Below are 15,278 nucleotides of genomic sequence, written 5' to 3'. Positions count from 1 at the left end.
TAATTATTGAATAAATTTGCGAATAGGTTAGTTAATGAAAAGATTAATAGTCTTTAAAATTAAAAGGTTGTTTTTATGAAATTTTGCTGTTTTGTTGAAAAATTAGTTATCAATTCAGTAAAAAATAGCATTGATTTTGAGTTAAATCGAAATTTAACGTGATAACAACGCAAAAAATTTAGAAGAATTAAAAAATTTTCACTTAATTTACACCCACATTAATAAAAATCATAATATTTAAAAGAATTAGTAAATGGAAAAGAATGTAACAGTACCAGCTAAAACTAAAAAGGGAGGTCTTAACCCTGTGATTACTATGATCATTTTAATTGCAGTAGCAATGGGGATTTTCTATGGTGTTTTTGGACAACCAGGTAACTTTGAAGGAGGGGATACAGCAAAAGGGCAACCTTTAAATCCACTAGGGATTATTTTTAAAGGAGGGGTAATTATTCCATTCTTAATGTCTTTCTTCTTTATGGTAATCGTTTTCTCAATCGACCGTATTATTGCTTTAAACAAAGCTAAAGGTACTGGATCTGCAGAAAAATTCGTAAACGACATTCGTGCTTTATTAAACAAAAACGAAGTTAACAAAGCAATCGAATTATGTGACAAACAAAAAGGAGCTGTAGGTAATGTAGTTAAAGAAGGTTTAACAACTTACAAAGCTTTAGAAAATGACACAACTTTAAACAAAGAGCAAAAATTAGCTCAATTAGGTAAAACGTTAGAAGAGGCAACTACATTAGAAATGCCAACGTTAGAGAAAAACATGACAATTATCTCTACAATTGCTTCTGTAGGTACGTTAATTGCCTTAATGGGTACTGTAATCGGGATGATTAAAGCATTCTTCGCATTAGGTGAAGGTGGAGGATCTCCAGATGCAGCTCAATTATCAGTAGGTATTGCCGAAGCCTTAATTAATACAGGTATGGGTATTGGTGCTTCTGCATTCGCTATTATTGCTTATGCTTACTTAACTTCAAAAATTGATGATTTAACATTCAAAATTGATGAAGTAGGAATGAGTATCCAACAATCTTTCTCTGCTCACAATTAATATTCAATTGACGACGACCTTAGAAGGATAGTATAAGGACAAAATCAAACAACAAACAATTTAGAATATTAATTAATAATACAGAGAAAATGGCAAGAGTAAAACCAAAAAGAAGAGGTCCTTCGATGGACTTAACAGCTATGTCTGACATGGCTTGGCTTTTGTTAACTTTCTTTATTTTGACATCTAACTTTAGAGAACCTGAAGTTGTTCCTGTCGTAACACCAACATCTGTTTCGAACCAAAAAATGGCTGCAGAAAACATGATGATCATTAAAATCGATGATAAAGGACAATTCTTATTCGGATTAGAAGAAAAGGATCGTATCGCAACATTAGAGAGAATGGGTGATAAGTACGGAGTAAAGTTTACAGATGCTGAAAAGAATGCATTCAAAAGCATAGTAGAGTTTGGTGTACCAATGAAAGAGATGAGAAATTATTTGAATCAGCCTGCTGATAAACAACAAAAATATCATCCTGGTATTCCATTAGATACAATACCTGAAAAGAACCAAGAGTTAATTGATTGGGTATTTGAAGCAAAAGAAGTGAACCCAGATGTTTTCTTAGCAATTAAAGGTGATCAAAAATCTGAATACAAACAATTCAAGAATTTGATTCAACAATTGCAAATGAAAAATATGAATAAGTTCCAGTTAATTACATCTCAAGAATAATTATTAAGAAATTAGAAAATGGCACAAATAGAAAGTCACGATGACGGTGGCGGAAAGAAAGTCCGTTCCAAAAAGAATTCGACGAAAGTCGATATGGCTCCTTTGGTTGATTTAGGTTTCTTATTAATTACTTTCTTTATGTTTGCAGCGACATCGATCAAACCAAACGTAATGAACTTGAATATGCCTCCAAAAATTGATAAGCCACTTCCATCAGATATTCCTGAAATTAAATTAGCAAACTCTTTGTCTATTTTAATTGGAAAGGATAACAAGTTATTTTGGCATCAACAAGATGAGGCAGGATTAAATGTAGGAACACTTAATGAAACTGACTACTCTAAAGTTCGTGATATTATTACAGCGGCACAAGGTAGAGCGGATAAAGATAAGTTTACAGTAATTATTAAACCGATGGATGATGCCACGTATGATAATTTAGTAACTATCTTAGATGAAATGGAAATTACAAAGTCTACTCGTTACGGAATCGTACCTGTTGCACCTTTTGAACAAAAAGTGTTCGACGAAAAAGTAGGTAAATAATTAGTTTAATTGTTAAATTTAAAAGAATTAAAATGTCAGAAAATAACAACAAACTAAAATCCTTAGACGAGATAGTATTTGAAGGTAGAAATAAAGCGTACGGTGCTTATGACATGAGAATGACTGAGAAGAGTACGTTGTTAAAAGCCTTTATTCGTGGATTTATAGTAATTGCGATTTTAGCTTTTGCACTTATTGCTTCTGCAACAGGAATGTTTGATAGCAAGAAGACAGAAGATGTAGTCGTAGACGTTCAGCTTGAGGATTTGAATATGCCTGAACCTCCAAAAGAGGAGGAAGTGGTTGAACCAGAACCACCAAAGCCAGAGCCAGAACAAAGATATCAAGAAGAAACAGCTCAGGTGAAAGTGGTTATGCCAGAACCTAAAGCTCAGCCTAAAAAGGAAGAAACCGTTCCTGAAGTAAAGGAAATGGCAGATAAAGATTTAGGTTTAGTAGATAGAGAAGGTCCAAAATCAACAACACAAACTGGTGGTGCTAATGAAGTAAATACTAAAAAAGAAGCACCAAAAGATACGCCAGCTACTCCTAACCCAGGAAAAGGTACAGAGCCTGCTGCTCCATCTACAGTAACTGCTCGTACAGCGGCTGTAATGGCGGTATATCCTGGTTGTGAGAAAGATGCTGCAAAAGGTAAACAAGCTGCAACAGACTGTTTATCTAAAAAGTTATCACAAGATTTACAAGACGAGTTGCAAGATTTTGCGAATGACGCTGCTGGTCAAGGTTTATCAGGTGTAGTAGCTGCTAAACTTTCTTTCCAAATTGACACTGATGGTAGAATCGTTGGAATTTCTCCAATGGGTGATGCTAAGTTAGGTCCTGAAGCTAAAAAAGCTTTAGAGCGTATTACACAACGTCAACAAAAAAGAGGAAAAACGATCAAACCTGCTCAAACAGAAGATGGTCGTGCTGCGAAGTTGAATTTCAACATTCCAGTTAAAATGCAAATTGAGTAAGACTTAATTTCATATATAAAAAAAGAGGCTAAAATTAATTAGCCTCTTTTTTTTGTTTAATTTTTAGAACACATCTTTATGTTTTAATAAAATCTGCGAGGTTTTATTTTTATCAGATTTGATAAAATTAAAAAGCATCTTCAATACGTTGAAGATGCTTTTTTGATTATAAGAGTTTATTATTAATTTAAAACGTAAAACCCTTTAATAAACTTGTATATCGTTCAATCCCATGTTCTATTTCGGATAAATAAATATATTCGTCTGGTGTATGAGAACGAGCAGAATCTCCAGGTCCCATTTTTACCGTTTCGAAATTCATCATTGCTTGATCTGACATTGTTGGCGAACCATAAGTAGTACAACCTAATTCGATTCCTTTTTGTACAATTGGATGATTTTCTGAAATACGAGAAGAATTTAAACGCAACGAACGTGCTTTAACTTCTGCTTTTGGTAAACAACTAGAAATAATATCAACGACTTCTTGATTTGAATATAATTCGTTTACACGACAATCTACAACCAAACGACATTCATCAGGAACGACATTGTGTTGCTTTCCTGCTTCAATTTGTGTAACCGTCATTTTTACTGGTCCTAACATATCAGAAACTCTTTCGAATTGATACGTTTTGAACCAATTCATCACATCAATTGCTTCGTAAATAGCATTTACACCTTCATTTCTTGCAGCATGTCCAGTTTTTCCTTTTACAATTACGTCCATCACAACCAAACCACGTTCTGCTATTGCCATGTCCATTTGCGTAGGTTCTCCTACAATTCCCAAATCAATTTTTGGTAGATTCGGTAAAATACTTGCAACATTCAATTGTCCTGAACTTTCTTCTTCAGCCGTAATTGCGACAATCAGATTAAATGGTAAATCATCATTCAAGAAATTGATATAAGTCGCTAATAAACTTACCGCAGAAGCTCCTGCATCGTTACTTCCCAAACCTACTAATTTATCGCCTTCTATCGTTGCTTTCAATGGATTATACGTCCAAGAAGAACCAAATTTTACCGTGTCGTGATGAGAGTTTAATAAAATTGTTTTTTTGTTCTCATCAAAATTTGGATGAATACTCCAAACATTGTTATTCTGACGATGAGCTGTAGCGCCATGATCAGTTAAAAATTTGAAAATAATATCGGCCGTTTTATCTTCTTCGCTCGAAAAAGATTGAGTTTCGATTAATTGACACAACAAATCGACAGCTTTCTTTTTGAGAACAGCTAATTCTAACATAAAATTGTTTTAATCTCTGAGTTAATGTTGCGCGCGTGTACCAAACATACATTTTTTACACCCGCATTGATTACTTTGAATGAATTGTCTAATTTAGGAATCATTCCTTCGAAAATTACACCTTCTTCTTTTAACTGCAAATATAAAGTTTCGTTAATTTTTGGGATCAATGTTGTGTCATCATTTACATCACGAAGTACACCAATTTTATCAAAACAGAAATTTAATTCTACTTCATTTTCTAGTGACATTGCAACCGCAATTGTAGAGGCAATAGTATCTGCATTGGTGTTTAACAATTGTCCATTTCCGTCATGTGTAATTGCACAAACAACAGGCGTAATATTGTTGTCAATTAATAATTGAAATAATTCTTTGTTGACGCTTTTATCATTCAAATCTCCAACAAAACCATAATCAATAGTTTTTACAGGACGCTTAGAACCTTTGATTGCATTACCATCTGCACCCGATAAACCTAATGCATTGCATCCAAATTCTTGCAATTTAGAAACGATAGATTTGTTCAAATTTCCGGCATATAATCCTGTCACAACATCCAATGTTGGTTTGTCTGTGATGCGACGACCTTCGATCATTTTAGGCTCGATTCCCAATTGATTTAACATCTTCGAAGCACCTTTTCCTCCACCATGAACCAAAATTTTTGGTTCTTTAATTTCGGAAAACGTTTGTAGGAATTGCTCTAAGTCTTGCTCGTTATCGATAATTCCGCCTCCTATTTTAATAATTTTCAACATTTTAATAAATATGTAAATTTTGTTTGCTTTTTTTTGGTGATACAAAAATATAATATTTAACTTTGCATCTCAGTATAATAACTGAATATCTTGTTGATTAATGGAAGAAATTACTGAAATTGTTCTTCTCAATTATGAGAGTAGCTTTCGCAATGAAAGCGCACCTTTTGCTTCTCATATTTTACTTAAGTGTGATGACAAAAGGTCATCTTTTCTCAATTCCTCTTTATTAATCGACTTTCCCTTAAATTATGTATGTTAGAATAGCAAATGCAGATGATGCCAAGTACACAGAATTGTTGTGCGAATGGTACGAAGAATCAGCTCGTATGAGAAAAACGGGTATTGCTAAACGAAATCCAGTTTATCTTGAACGCAAAATGCGTAATGGAAATGCTGTGATTGCTTTTGATGATGATGATCAAATAGCAGGGTTTAGCTACATAGAAACGTACGAAGAAGAAAAATTCGTCGTAAACTCAGGTTTAATTGTTCGTACAGATTTAAGGAGTTCAGGAATTGGACGCGAAATAAAACATGCTGTTTTTGAATTGTCACGTACAAAATTCCCGAAATCAAAAATCTTTAGTATTACAACTTCTTTAGCTGTAATGCGTATGAACACAAAATTAGGATACAAGCCAGTAACATTTTCGGAATTAACACAATCGGATGAATTTTGGAATGGATGTAAAAGTTGTAAAAACTATCACATCTTGATGGAAAATGATCGCGAGCGTTGTATTTGTACAGGATTGGTTTATGATAACCTTGATGACGAGTACGCTAAGCGCGCATTGGCAAATCAATCAAAAAAAGAAGATGAATAAATATACGAACTAAGGTTTTTTTTTGTCTAAAATGAGTATATTTGCATAAAATTTCGAATAAATATTCAAAATGAGTAATAAAAAATACAGATTCCAGATTATAAAAGATTTAATAACAGATCAAGAAATAAGTAATCAAGACGAATTATTAAAAAAATTAATCGATTTAGATATCTCCGTTACTCAAGCAACTTTATCGAGAGATTTGCGCGAATTGAAAGTTTCAAAAGTTCCTAATAGTTCGGGACAATACATTTATCGCCTTACAGAAAGTGTTACGCCAACGGCAACTGTTACACATAACGAAAATGCAAGTTTGATTTTCTCTAAAAATTTGGGAGTTATCAAAACAAAACCAGGTTATGCAAACAGAATTGCTTTTGAGATTGACAACACACATTTCAATACTATAATTGGAACAATAGCTGGAGACGATACAGTATTAATCGTAATGAAAGAAGAGAGTAGCCGAGAAGAGGTTACCAATGAATTAAGAAGAATTATTCCCAATATAAACAAATAAACAAACAATGAGCAACAAAGCAGTTTTAGCTTACAGTGGAGGTTTAGATACATCGTACTGTTTGGTTAACTTAACAAAAGATCAAGGAATGGAAGTGCATACAGTAATTGTAAATACTGGTGGATTTTCTGCAGAAGAGTTAAAAGATATCGAAGCACGTGCCTACGAATTAGGATCTTCTAAACACGTTACAATTGATATTACAGACAAATATTACAACGATTGTGTTCGCTACTTAATCTACGGAAACATCTTGAAAAATAACACTTATCCATTATCAGTAAGTGCAGAACGTATGTTTCAATCAATTGCAATTGCTCAGTATGCAAAAGATGTAGATGCAGAATACATTGTACACGGATCTACAGGAGCAGGAAACGATCAAATTCGTTTTGATGTTGCTTTTGCAGTTATTTCACCACAATCTAAAATCATCACGCCAATTCGCGACGAAAAATTATCTCGTCAACAAGAGGTAGAATATTTACAAGCAAATGGTGTAAACTATAGTTGGGAAAAAGCTAAATACTCTATTAACAGAGGAATTTGGGGAACATCTGTTGGTGGAGTAGAAACATTAACATCTAATCAAGCGTTGCCAGAAGAAGCTTATCCAACACAATTATCAAGAACAGAACCATCTGTTATAGAAATTGAATTTGAGAAAGGTATTCCAGTAGGTTTAGATGGAAAAAAATTATCTCCAGTAGCTTTAATTCAAAAATTAAATGAAATCGGTGGTGAATATGCAATTGGTCGCGATATCCACGTAGGAGATACAATTTTAGGTATCAAAGGACGTGTAGGTTTCGAAGCGCCAGCAGCTTATTTATTAATCAAAGCACACCACTTATTAGAAAAACATACACTTACAAGATGGCAATTGTTGCACAAAGATTCGTTATCAAATTGGTACGGAACTTTATTGCACGAAGCACAATACTTGGATCCAGTAATGCGTGATATCGAAGCATTCTTAGAATCTTCTCAAAATCATGTAACAGGAAAAGTGAAAGTACAATTAAATCCTTATCATTTCTCAATGATTGGAATCGAATCGCCTTATGATATGATGCAATCAAAAGTCGCTACTTATGGAGAAGAAAACGAAGCTTGGGACAGTAGAGATGCAAGAGGTTTCATCAAAATATTCGGTAATCAATTAAAGATTGTTCATAGTTTCGATTAATTGATTCTTTAAAGTGGATTCCAACGAGTCCACTTTATTTTAGAAATATAGTAGAGGTATTTTACCTTAAAAAACACGCGCAAAACATAACAAATGACAAACAAAATTAACGTAAGCATTGTAGGAGGTGCTGGCTACACAGCAGGCGAATTGCTAAGAATATTGATACATCATCCGATGGTTAATATTTCGTCTGTGTACAGTACATCAAATGCAGGCAACCCCGTTACCAAAGTGCACGACGATTTGTTTGGAGAAACTGACATCGTATTTTCGGATAAAATAGACGAAAATGCTGATGTCGTTTTTTTATGCCTTGGTCACGGAAAATCGGCAGAGTTTTTACAAAACAATAAATACTCAGCCAACACAAAAATTATTGATTTGAGCAACGATTTTCGATTAAATGCGAACCACATTTTCGAAGATAGAACGTTTGTTTACGGTTTACCAGAATTAGACCGCGAAGCAATCAAAACAGCTCAAAATATTGCAAATCCAGGTTGTTTTGCAACAGCTATTCAATTAGCATTGTTACCATTGGCAGCGAAGAATGAAATCAAAAATGATATTCACATCAATGCTGTAACGGGTTCTACAGGTGCCGGACAAAGTTTATCTGCTTCTACGCACTTTAGTTGGCGAAATAATAACGTTTCTTTCTACAAAGAATTTACGCATCAACATGAAGGAGAAATTTACCAAACATTGAATCAATTAGAAAAAGATTTCAATAACAAAGTATATTTCTTACCAATGCGAGGAGATTTTGCGCGCGGAATTTTAGCAGGTGTTTATTTAAAATCTGATTTATCAGAAGAAGAAGCAAAAAATATCTTCAACGAATATTACAAAAACGAACCTTTTACACATGTTTCTGATGCTCCAATTGCACTGAAACAAGTTGTAAATACAAACAAATGTTTTTTACACGTACAGAAGCAAGATGATGTATTGTTAATCACTTCTATCATCGATAATCTCACAAAAGGAGCTTCTGGACAAGCAGTAGAAAACATGAACTTGATGTTTGGTTGGGAAGAAAACTTAGGACTTAATCTTAAAACGGTAGCGTTTTAAAGAGTTGTGAGTATTGAGTTATAAGTTTTGAGTATGCAAGATTATAGAAAATTACAAGTTTGGAATCGTTCACATCTCTTGGTTTTAGATTTATATAAAATTGTAAATCAATTTCCAAAAGAAGAACAATTTGGATTAATTTCTCAAATCAAAAGAGCATCATCTTCTATACCTGCAAATATTGCAGAAGGTTGTGGAAGAAACTCAAATAAAGACTTTGCTCAATTTTTAAATATTTCTTTAGGCTCTTTGAATGAAGTCACATACTTTATTTTGCTAGCTAAAGATTTGAATTATATAAATATTGAAGAATATTCAAAATTAACGGATGAATGTAATGAAATTAAAGCAATGCTAATTGGATTAATAAATAAAATTAGAACAAGCGCTTAACTCATTACTCAAAACTCATCACTTAAAACTTATTAAATGAAACTATTCGACGTATATCCATTAATGAATGTAACTCCGGTTAAAGCTAAAGATTGTATTCTTTGGGACGAGAACGGAAAAGAATATTTAGACCTTTATGGAGGTCACGCAGTGATTTCTATCGGTCACTCTCATCCATATTATGTTGAGAAATTAACAGAACAAATTAATAATATCGGGTTTTATTCAAACTCAGTTAATATTCCGATTCAGCAAGAATTGGCAGAGAAATTAGGTAAAGCATCAGGTTACGAAGATTATACTTTATTCTTAATCAATTCTGGAGCTGAAGCTAACGAAAATGCTGTGAAATTAGCGTCTTTTCATACAGGAAAAGATCGTGTAATTGCGTTCAAAGATGCGTTTCACGGACGTACTTCTGGAACGGTAGCTTTAACAGATAATCCAAAAATTGTTGCGCCTTTCAATGCTCATCACAAAGTATCTTTCGTAGAATACAATATTGATGAAGTGAAAGAAGTAATCGCTGGAGGAGATGTTGCTGCAGTAATTTACGAACCAATTCAAGGAGTTGGAGGAATTATTTTACCTTCTGACGAATTTGTACAAGAATTAAGAAAAGTTTGCACAGAAAACGGAGTGGTTTTAATCGCAGATGAAATTCAATGTGGTTATGGACGCTCTGGAAAATTCTTTGCGCATCAACATTCAGGGATCAAAGCAGATTTGATAACAATGGCAAAAGGAATGGGGAACGGATTTCCAATCGGTGGAGTTTTAATCTCTCCAGAATTTAAAGCTTCTTACGGATTATTAGGAACTACTTTCGGAGGAAATCATTTAGCTTGTGCTGCTGCAGTGGCCGTTTTAGATGTGATTGAGCAAGAAAGCTTAATCGAAAATGCAAAAGAAATTGGAGAATATGTTGGAATCCAATTAAATAAATTTCCAAAAATTAAAGAAGTTCGTGGTCGAGGATCAATGATTGGAATCGAGTTTGATTTCCCAATCGGCGAATTAAAAAATAACTTAGTTACAAAACACAATATTTTTGTAGGCTACGCTGGTACAAACGTTATTCGTTTATTACCACCTTTAACAGTAACAAAACAATACATAGATAAATTCATATCAGCTTTAGAAACTGAAATTAACATTATCATCAATGGATAAGACAGTAAAATTAGTATTCCAAGACGGATTAGAAATCGAAGGAAAATCTTTCGGTGCGTATACTTCTGCCGCAGGAGAAGTAGTATTCAACACAGCTTTGGTTGGATATAATGAAAGTTTGACTGACCCTTCTTACAAAGGTCAGATTATGGTGATGACAGCTCCAATGATCGGTAACTACGGTGTTCCTGATGATAAAGCAATGATTAATGAAATTGAAGCTTGGATGGAATCAAACCAAATTCAAGTAACTGGATTGGTTGTTTCTTATTATGCTGATGATTATTCGCATTGGAACGCTATTCAAAAATTAGGAGCTTGGTTAGAAAGTCAAAACATTCCTGGTATTTATGGAGTTGATACACGTATGATTACAAAAAAATTACGTGAGCAAGGTTCTACTTTAGGAAAAATTGTTGCTGATACAGATGTCGCATATTACGATCCAAACGAAGATAATTTAGTAGATCAAGTTTCTTGTAAAGAAGTGATCCGTTACAACGAAGGCGCTGATATCAAAATTGTTTTGATTGATTGTGGAGTGAAAAATAACATCATCCGTTGTTTTGTAAATCGTGATGTTGAGGTTATTCGAGTTCCTTGGGATTATGATTATTCAACATTAGAATATGATGGATTATTTATTTCGAATGGACCTGGTGATCCAGCTTTATGTATTCCTACAATTAATAATATCAAAGAATCTTTGAAAGGAGATAAACCAATTTTCGGAATTTGTTTAGGAAATCAATTGGTAAGTTTAGCAGCTGGTGCATCTACTTTCAAATTAAAATACGGACACCGTTCGCACAATCAACCTGTGCAATTAGTTGGGACAAAAAGATGTTTCATTACATCTCAAAACCACGGTTTCGCAGTTGATGATTCTAAATTACCAGAAGGATTCAAAACATTCTTCACGAACTTAAATGATGGAACGTGTGAAGGAATTCGTCACGAATCAAAACCAATCTTTACAGTTCAATTCCACCCAGAAGCAATGGGAGGACCAGTTGATACAGAATATTTATTTGATGAATTCATCGAAGAAGTAAAAAAATATAAAAACGCAAACGCATAATCAGAATCACGATGTTAAAAAAAGATATTAAAAAAGTATTAGTATTAGGATCAGGAGCATTAAAAATTGGTCAAGCTGGTGAGTTTGATTACTCTGGTTCGCAAGCGTTAAAAGCGTTAAAAGAAGAAGGAATAAAAACAGTTTTAATTAATCCAAATATTGCAACTGTACAAACTTCTGAAGGTATTGCAGACGAAGTTTATTTCTTACCTGTAACACCTTACTTTGTAGAAAAAGTAATTCAAAAAGAAAAACCAGATGGAGTTTTGGTTGCCTTTGGTGGACAAACTGCCTTAAACTGTGCGGTTGAGTTGAACAAAGAAAATATTTTCGAGAAATATGGTGTTGAGGTTTTAGGAACTCAAATTCCAGTAATCGAAGCGACGGAAGACCGTGATATTTTCATCGAAAAATTAAACCAAATTGGTGTATTAACAGCTCGTTCAGAAGCGGTAGAAACTGTTACTGATGCAATGGAAGCTGGTAAACGAATTGGTTTTCCATTAATCATCCGTGCAGCATACGCTTTAGGAGGTTTAGGCTCTGGTTTCGCAAATAACGAAGAAGAATTATTAGATTTAGTTGAAAAAGCTTTCAATTATTCTTCTCAAGTTTTAGTGGAAGAATCATTAAAAGGTTGGAAAGAGATCGAGTACGAAGTAGTTCGTGATGCTTACGATAACTGTATCACAGTTTGTAACATGGAGAACTTCGACCCAATTGGAGTTCATACTGGAGAGTCAATCGTTATTGCGCCTTCTCAAACTTTATCAAATTCAGAATATCACAAATTACGTGAAGTTGCAATCCGTACGATTCGTCACCTTGGCGTAGTTGGAGAGTGTAACATTCAATACGCTTTCGATACAGTTTCTGAGGAATATCGTGTAATTGAGGTGAACGCTCGTTTATCTCGCTCGTCAGCTTTGGCGTCAAAAGCAACAGGTTATCCTTTAGCTTTCGTGGCTGCTAAATTAGCTTTAGGTTATTCTTTGGATGAGTTGAAAAATAGTGTAACGCAAACGACATCTGCGATGTTTGAGCCTGCGTTGGATTATTGTGTAGTGAAATTGCCTCGTTGGGATTTAAATAAATTCTACGGAGTTCGTCGTAACATTGGTTCTGCAATGAAATCTGTTGGAGAAGTAATGGCAGTTGGACGTTCTTTTGAAGAAGCAATTCAGAAAGGAGTTCGTATGTTAGACATCGGACACAGAGGTTTCGTAGCAAATGGATTCAAAATTCCAGAAGGTGAATCGTTGGATACATGGTTAGCTGAACCAAATGATGAGCGTTTATATGCGATTACAGAAGCTTTCAAAGCAGGATATTCGATTGAAAAAATTCATGATTTAACAAAAATCGATTTATGGTTTTTACAACGTTTAGAAAGAATTTTTAATGTATCAAAAGAATTTGAAGCATTAGAAAGATTTGAACAAGTTGAAGCTGATTTAGTAAAACGTGCAAAATTATTAGGATTCTCGGATCAACAAATTGCAGTTTTAGTAAAAGGAGATCAAAACGTACACAGAAACGAATTAACGGTTCGTGAATTACGTAAAAACTTCGGAATTAAACCTGTTGTAAAACAAATTGATACGTTAGCAGCAGAATTCCCTGCTCAAACAAATTATTTATATGTAACCTACCACGGAACTGAAAATGATTTGACACCAGAAACAGAAAAAGCAGTTTGTATTTTAGGATCTGGAGTTTATCGTATCGGTTCGTCTGTAGAGTTCGACTGGTGTTCTGTAAATGCAGCGCACACAGCGTCTAAAAATGGTTATAAAACAATTATCATCAACTATAATCCAGAAACGGTTTCGACAGATTATGACGAGTCAGATCGTTTATACTTCGAAGAATTATCTTTTGAACGTGTAATGGATATTTTAGATTTTGAACAACCTGAAGGAACAATTATTTCGACAGGAGGTCAAATTCCAAATAACTTAGCGATGAAATTGTACGATCAATCAATCAATATTTTAGGAACTTCTCCTTTAAGAATTGATGATGCAGAAAATCGTCACAAATTCTCAGAAATATTAGATGAATTAGGAATCGATCAACCACGTTGGAAAGAGCTTTCTTCTTTAGAAGCGATTCACAAATTTGTGGATGAAGTTAATTTCCCAGTATTGATTCGTCCTTCTTATGTTTTGTCTGGAGCTGCAATGAACGTAGTTTCGAATACACACGAGTTAGATGCTTTCCTGAAATTAGCGAAAGAAGTTTCTCCTGATTATCCAGTTGTAGTTTCAGAATTCGTACAAGGAGCAAAAGAAATCGAATTAGATGCAGTTTGTCAAAACGGTGAAATTGTAGATTACGCAATTTCAGAACACGTGGAGTTTGCCGGAGTTCACTCGGGTGATGCAACAATGTATTATCCACCACAAAAAGTGTACATCGAAACAATTCGTCAAATGCGTAAAGTTGCAGCGAAAATTGCAAAACGTTTCGAAATTTCTGGACCAATGAACATTCAGTTCTTGTCAAAAAATAATACAGTTCGTGTGATCGAAACTAATATTCGTGCTTCTCGTTCGTTCCCATTCGTATCGAAAGTTGCTGGAAATAACATGATCGAAAAAGCGACAAAAGTTTTATTAGGATTAGAAGTAGAAAAAGGACATTCAGAAATCGTTTACGATTTAGATTATGTTGGAGTGAAAGCTTCTCAGTTCTCATTTACACGTTTAGCAGGAGCAGATCCAGTTTTATCAGTGGACATGTCTTCTACAGGAGAAGTTGGATGTATCGGTGATACAGCGGAAGAAGCTTTATTAAAATCAATGCTATCTGTTGGATATGAAATTCCTGAGAAAACAGTTTTAATTTCTGGTGGACCAATTGCTTCTAAAGTTGCTTTATTAGAACCAGCGAAACAATTAATCGCAAAAGGTTACAAAATTTATGCAACAGAAGGAACGCACAAATTCTTTACAGAAAATGATGTGTATTCTACGCTTGTTTACTGGCCTTCTGATAAAAAAGAGCCAAATGTAATGTCTTATTTACATGACAAGAAAATTGATATGGTGATCAACATTCCGAAAAACTTAACAAAAGCGGAATTAGACAATGATTATCAAATTCGTCGTACAGCAGTAGATTTCAATATTCCGTTGGTTACAAATGCACGTTTAGCTTCGGCTTTCATCAATGCATTTACAAAATTATCGATGGATGATTTAAAAATCAAAACTTGGAACGAATACCGTAATAAATAGAAATTAGAATCTAGAAATTAGAAATTAGAAAGCCTCGCAAATGCGAGGCTTTTTTATATTGTTGTTTTTGAATTTGTCATTCTGAAGTGTCGAGGCATCTTTATCAAGCATGAAGAAATGAATACAAAATAATTCCAATAACAATTATTGAGAAAATAAACGTATTAATTCCTAAAAGTATAACACCTTTAATTGTTGTAATGATAAATCCTTGGTTATAGAGTTTTTTCAGCGCAAGGAAAAAGTAAACAATAAGATATAAAACAATCAATGTATTAATTAAAGCTATTATGGCTGATACAGCATTACTATCAATATAATCTGAAAGTTTATTCAAAAGAAAATAAACTAAAATAGATAAAAGAATTACTGTAAAATAATGCAGTGTAAAAATTCCGTGATCAAAATACCACCATTTCTTTTTGTTGTAAAAAATCCATAAGAAGAAAGCAAACAAAGGCATGTATACAAACAAAACT

Annotated in this window: 14 protein-coding genes and 1 pseudogene; 12 read left to right on the top strand and 3 right to left on the bottom strand. The window is 33.8% G+C overall.

Going from position 1 to position 15,278, the window contains the following annotated elements; all coding sequences use genetic code 11:
- Positions 1-253 precede the first annotated feature (253 nt).
- From N5D90_RS15230 to N5D90_RS15215, 4 genes are all read left to right on the top strand, one after another.
- Positions 254-1,066, top strand: a complete 813-nt coding sequence (locus N5D90_RS15230) for a MotA/TolQ/ExbB proton channel family protein (protein ID WP_280063124.1) — start codon at positions 254-256, stop codon at positions 1,064-1,066.
- A gap of 89 nt (positions 1,067-1,155) precedes the next feature.
- The gene (locus N5D90_RS15225) at positions 1,156-1,746 is read left to right on the top strand and encodes a biopolymer transporter ExbD (protein ID WP_280063122.1); all 591 of its coding nucleotides are present in this window, start codon (positions 1,156-1,158) and stop codon (positions 1,744-1,746) included.
- A gap of 18 nt (positions 1,747-1,764) precedes the next feature.
- The gene (locus N5D90_RS15220; protein WP_280063121.1) at positions 1,765-2,292 is read left to right on the top strand and encodes a biopolymer transporter ExbD; all 528 of its coding nucleotides are present in this window, start codon (positions 1,765-1,767) and stop codon (positions 2,290-2,292) included.
- A gap of 32 nt (positions 2,293-2,324) precedes the next feature.
- A complete protein-coding gene (locus N5D90_RS15215; RefSeq protein WP_280063119.1) occupies positions 2,325-3,272 on the top strand; it encodes a hypothetical protein in 948 nt (315 codons plus the stop codon).
- Between the two features lie 187 nt (positions 3,273-3,459).
- Here N5D90_RS15215 and N5D90_RS15210 read toward each other — a convergent pair whose 3' ends face one another.
- Together N5D90_RS15210 and argB are read right to left on the bottom strand one after the other, a co-directional pair.
- On the bottom strand, positions 3,460-4,527 hold the full coding sequence (locus N5D90_RS15210) for a M20 family metallo-hydrolase (RefSeq protein ID WP_280063117.1): 1,068 nt from the start codon (positions 4,525-4,527) through the stop codon (positions 3,460-3,462).
- Positions 4,521-5,288 carry an acetylglutamate kinase gene (argB, locus tag N5D90_RS15205; protein WP_280063115.1) on the bottom strand — a complete coding sequence of 256 codons (768 nt, stop codon included), beginning with the start codon at positions 5,286-5,288 and terminating at the stop codon, positions 4,521-4,523. The genes N5D90_RS15210 and argB overlap by 7 nt, the downstream gene beginning before the upstream one ends.
- A 251-nt stretch (positions 5,289-5,539) precedes the next feature.
- Between argB and N5D90_RS15200 the strand changes: the two genes are divergently transcribed.
- From N5D90_RS15200 to carB, 8 genes are all read left to right on the top strand, one after another.
- The gene (locus N5D90_RS15200) at positions 5,540-6,118 is read left to right on the top strand and encodes a GNAT family N-acetyltransferase (protein WP_038336858.1); all 579 of its coding nucleotides are present in this window, start codon (positions 5,540-5,542) and stop codon (positions 6,116-6,118) included.
- A 70-nt stretch (positions 6,119-6,188) separates the two neighbouring features.
- Positions 6,189-6,641 (top strand): arginine repressor, encoded by a 453-nt coding sequence (locus N5D90_RS15195; protein ID WP_114999094.1) that lies wholly within the window; start codon positions 6,189-6,191, stop codon positions 6,639-6,641.
- A 7-nt stretch (positions 6,642-6,648) separates the two neighbouring features.
- On the top strand, positions 6,649-7,830 hold the full coding sequence (argG, locus tag N5D90_RS15190) for an argininosuccinate synthase (RefSeq protein ID WP_219034926.1): 1,182 nt from the start codon (positions 6,649-6,651) through the stop codon (positions 7,828-7,830).
- A 93-nt stretch (positions 7,831-7,923) separates the two neighbouring features.
- A complete protein-coding gene (argC, locus tag N5D90_RS15185) occupies positions 7,924-8,910 on the top strand; it encodes an N-acetyl-gamma-glutamyl-phosphate reductase (protein WP_280063114.1) in 987 nt (328 codons plus the stop codon).
- Between the two features lie 33 nt (positions 8,911-8,943).
- Positions 8,944-9,303 (top strand): four helix bundle protein, encoded by a 360-nt coding sequence (locus N5D90_RS15180; RefSeq protein ID WP_038336852.1) that lies wholly within the window; start codon positions 8,944-8,946, stop codon positions 9,301-9,303.
- A 36-nt stretch (positions 9,304-9,339) separates the two neighbouring features.
- Positions 9,340-10,476 carry an aspartate aminotransferase family protein gene (locus tag N5D90_RS15175; protein ID WP_280063113.1) on the top strand — a complete coding sequence of 379 codons (1,137 nt, stop codon included), beginning with the start codon at positions 9,340-9,342 and terminating at the stop codon, positions 10,474-10,476.
- Positions 10,469-11,557 (top strand): glutamine-hydrolyzing carbamoyl-phosphate synthase small subunit, encoded by a 1,089-nt coding sequence (gene carA / locus N5D90_RS15170; protein ID WP_280063111.1) that lies wholly within the window; start codon positions 10,469-10,471, stop codon positions 11,555-11,557. Before N5D90_RS15175 ends, carA begins: the two co-directional genes overlap by 8 nt.
- Before the next feature lie 11 nt (positions 11,558-11,568).
- Positions 11,569-14,799, top strand: coding sequence for a carbamoyl-phosphate synthase (glutamine-hydrolyzing) large subunit (gene carB / locus N5D90_RS15165; RefSeq protein WP_280063110.1), 3,231 nt, complete (start codon positions 11,569-11,571; stop codon positions 14,797-14,799).
- A gap of 103 nt (positions 14,800-14,902) precedes the next feature.
- Here the strand turns inward: carB and N5D90_RS15160 are convergent.
- A pseudogene (locus N5D90_RS15160) lies at positions 14,903-15,278 on the bottom strand (hypothetical protein); the annotation flags it as partial.

The organism is Empedobacter sp. GD03797, assembly GCF_029842105.1.
GTDB classification, from domain to species: Bacteria; Bacteroidota; Bacteroidia; order Flavobacteriales; family Weeksellaceae; genus Empedobacter; species Empedobacter falsenii_C.
Note: the sequence above shows the minus strand (reverse complement) of the source record. Positions and strands in the feature narration are given on the sequence as shown.

Bases quoted from the DNA above. Each gene is read 5' to 3' on its own strand.
- N5D90_RS15225 (WP_280063122.1), top strand. From the start codon at position 1,156: ATGGCAAGAGTAAAACCAAAAAGAAGAGGTCCTTCGATGGACTTAACA.
- argB (WP_280063115.1), bottom strand. From the start codon at position 5,288: ATGTTGAAAATTATTAAAATAGGAGGCGGAATTATCGATAACGAGCAA.
- N5D90_RS15220 (WP_280063121.1), top strand. From the start codon at position 1,765: ATGGCACAAATAGAAAGTCACGATGACGGTGGCGGAAAGAAAGTCCGT.
- carA (WP_280063111.1), top strand. From the start codon at position 10,469: ATGGATAAGACAGTAAAATTAGTATTCCAAGACGGATTAGAAATCGAA.
- N5D90_RS15180 (WP_038336852.1), top strand. From the start codon at position 8,944: ATGCAAGATTATAGAAAATTACAAGTTTGGAATCGTTCACATCTCTTG.
- N5D90_RS15195 (WP_114999094.1), top strand. From the start codon at position 6,189: ATGAGTAATAAAAAATACAGATTCCAGATTATAAAAGATTTAATAACA.
- N5D90_RS15215 (WP_280063119.1), top strand. From the start codon at position 2,325: ATGTCAGAAAATAACAACAAACTAAAATCCTTAGACGAGATAGTATTT.
- N5D90_RS15210 (WP_280063117.1), bottom strand. From the start codon at position 4,527: ATGTTAGAATTAGCTGTTCTCAAAAAGAAAGCTGTCGATTTGTTGTGT.
- carB (WP_280063110.1), top strand. From the start codon at position 11,569: ATGTTAAAAAAAGATATTAAAAAAGTATTAGTATTAGGATCAGGAGCA.
- N5D90_RS15230 (WP_280063124.1), top strand. From the start codon at position 254: ATGGAAAAGAATGTAACAGTACCAGCTAAAACTAAAAAGGGAGGTCTT.
- argG (WP_219034926.1), top strand. From the start codon at position 6,649: ATGAGCAACAAAGCAGTTTTAGCTTACAGTGGAGGTTTAGATACATCG.
- N5D90_RS15175 (WP_280063113.1), top strand. From the start codon at position 9,340: ATGAAACTATTCGACGTATATCCATTAATGAATGTAACTCCGGTTAAA.
- N5D90_RS15200 (WP_038336858.1), top strand. From the start codon at position 5,540: ATGTATGTTAGAATAGCAAATGCAGATGATGCCAAGTACACAGAATTG.
- argC (WP_280063114.1), top strand. From the start codon at position 7,924: ATGACAAACAAAATTAACGTAAGCATTGTAGGAGGTGCTGGCTACACA.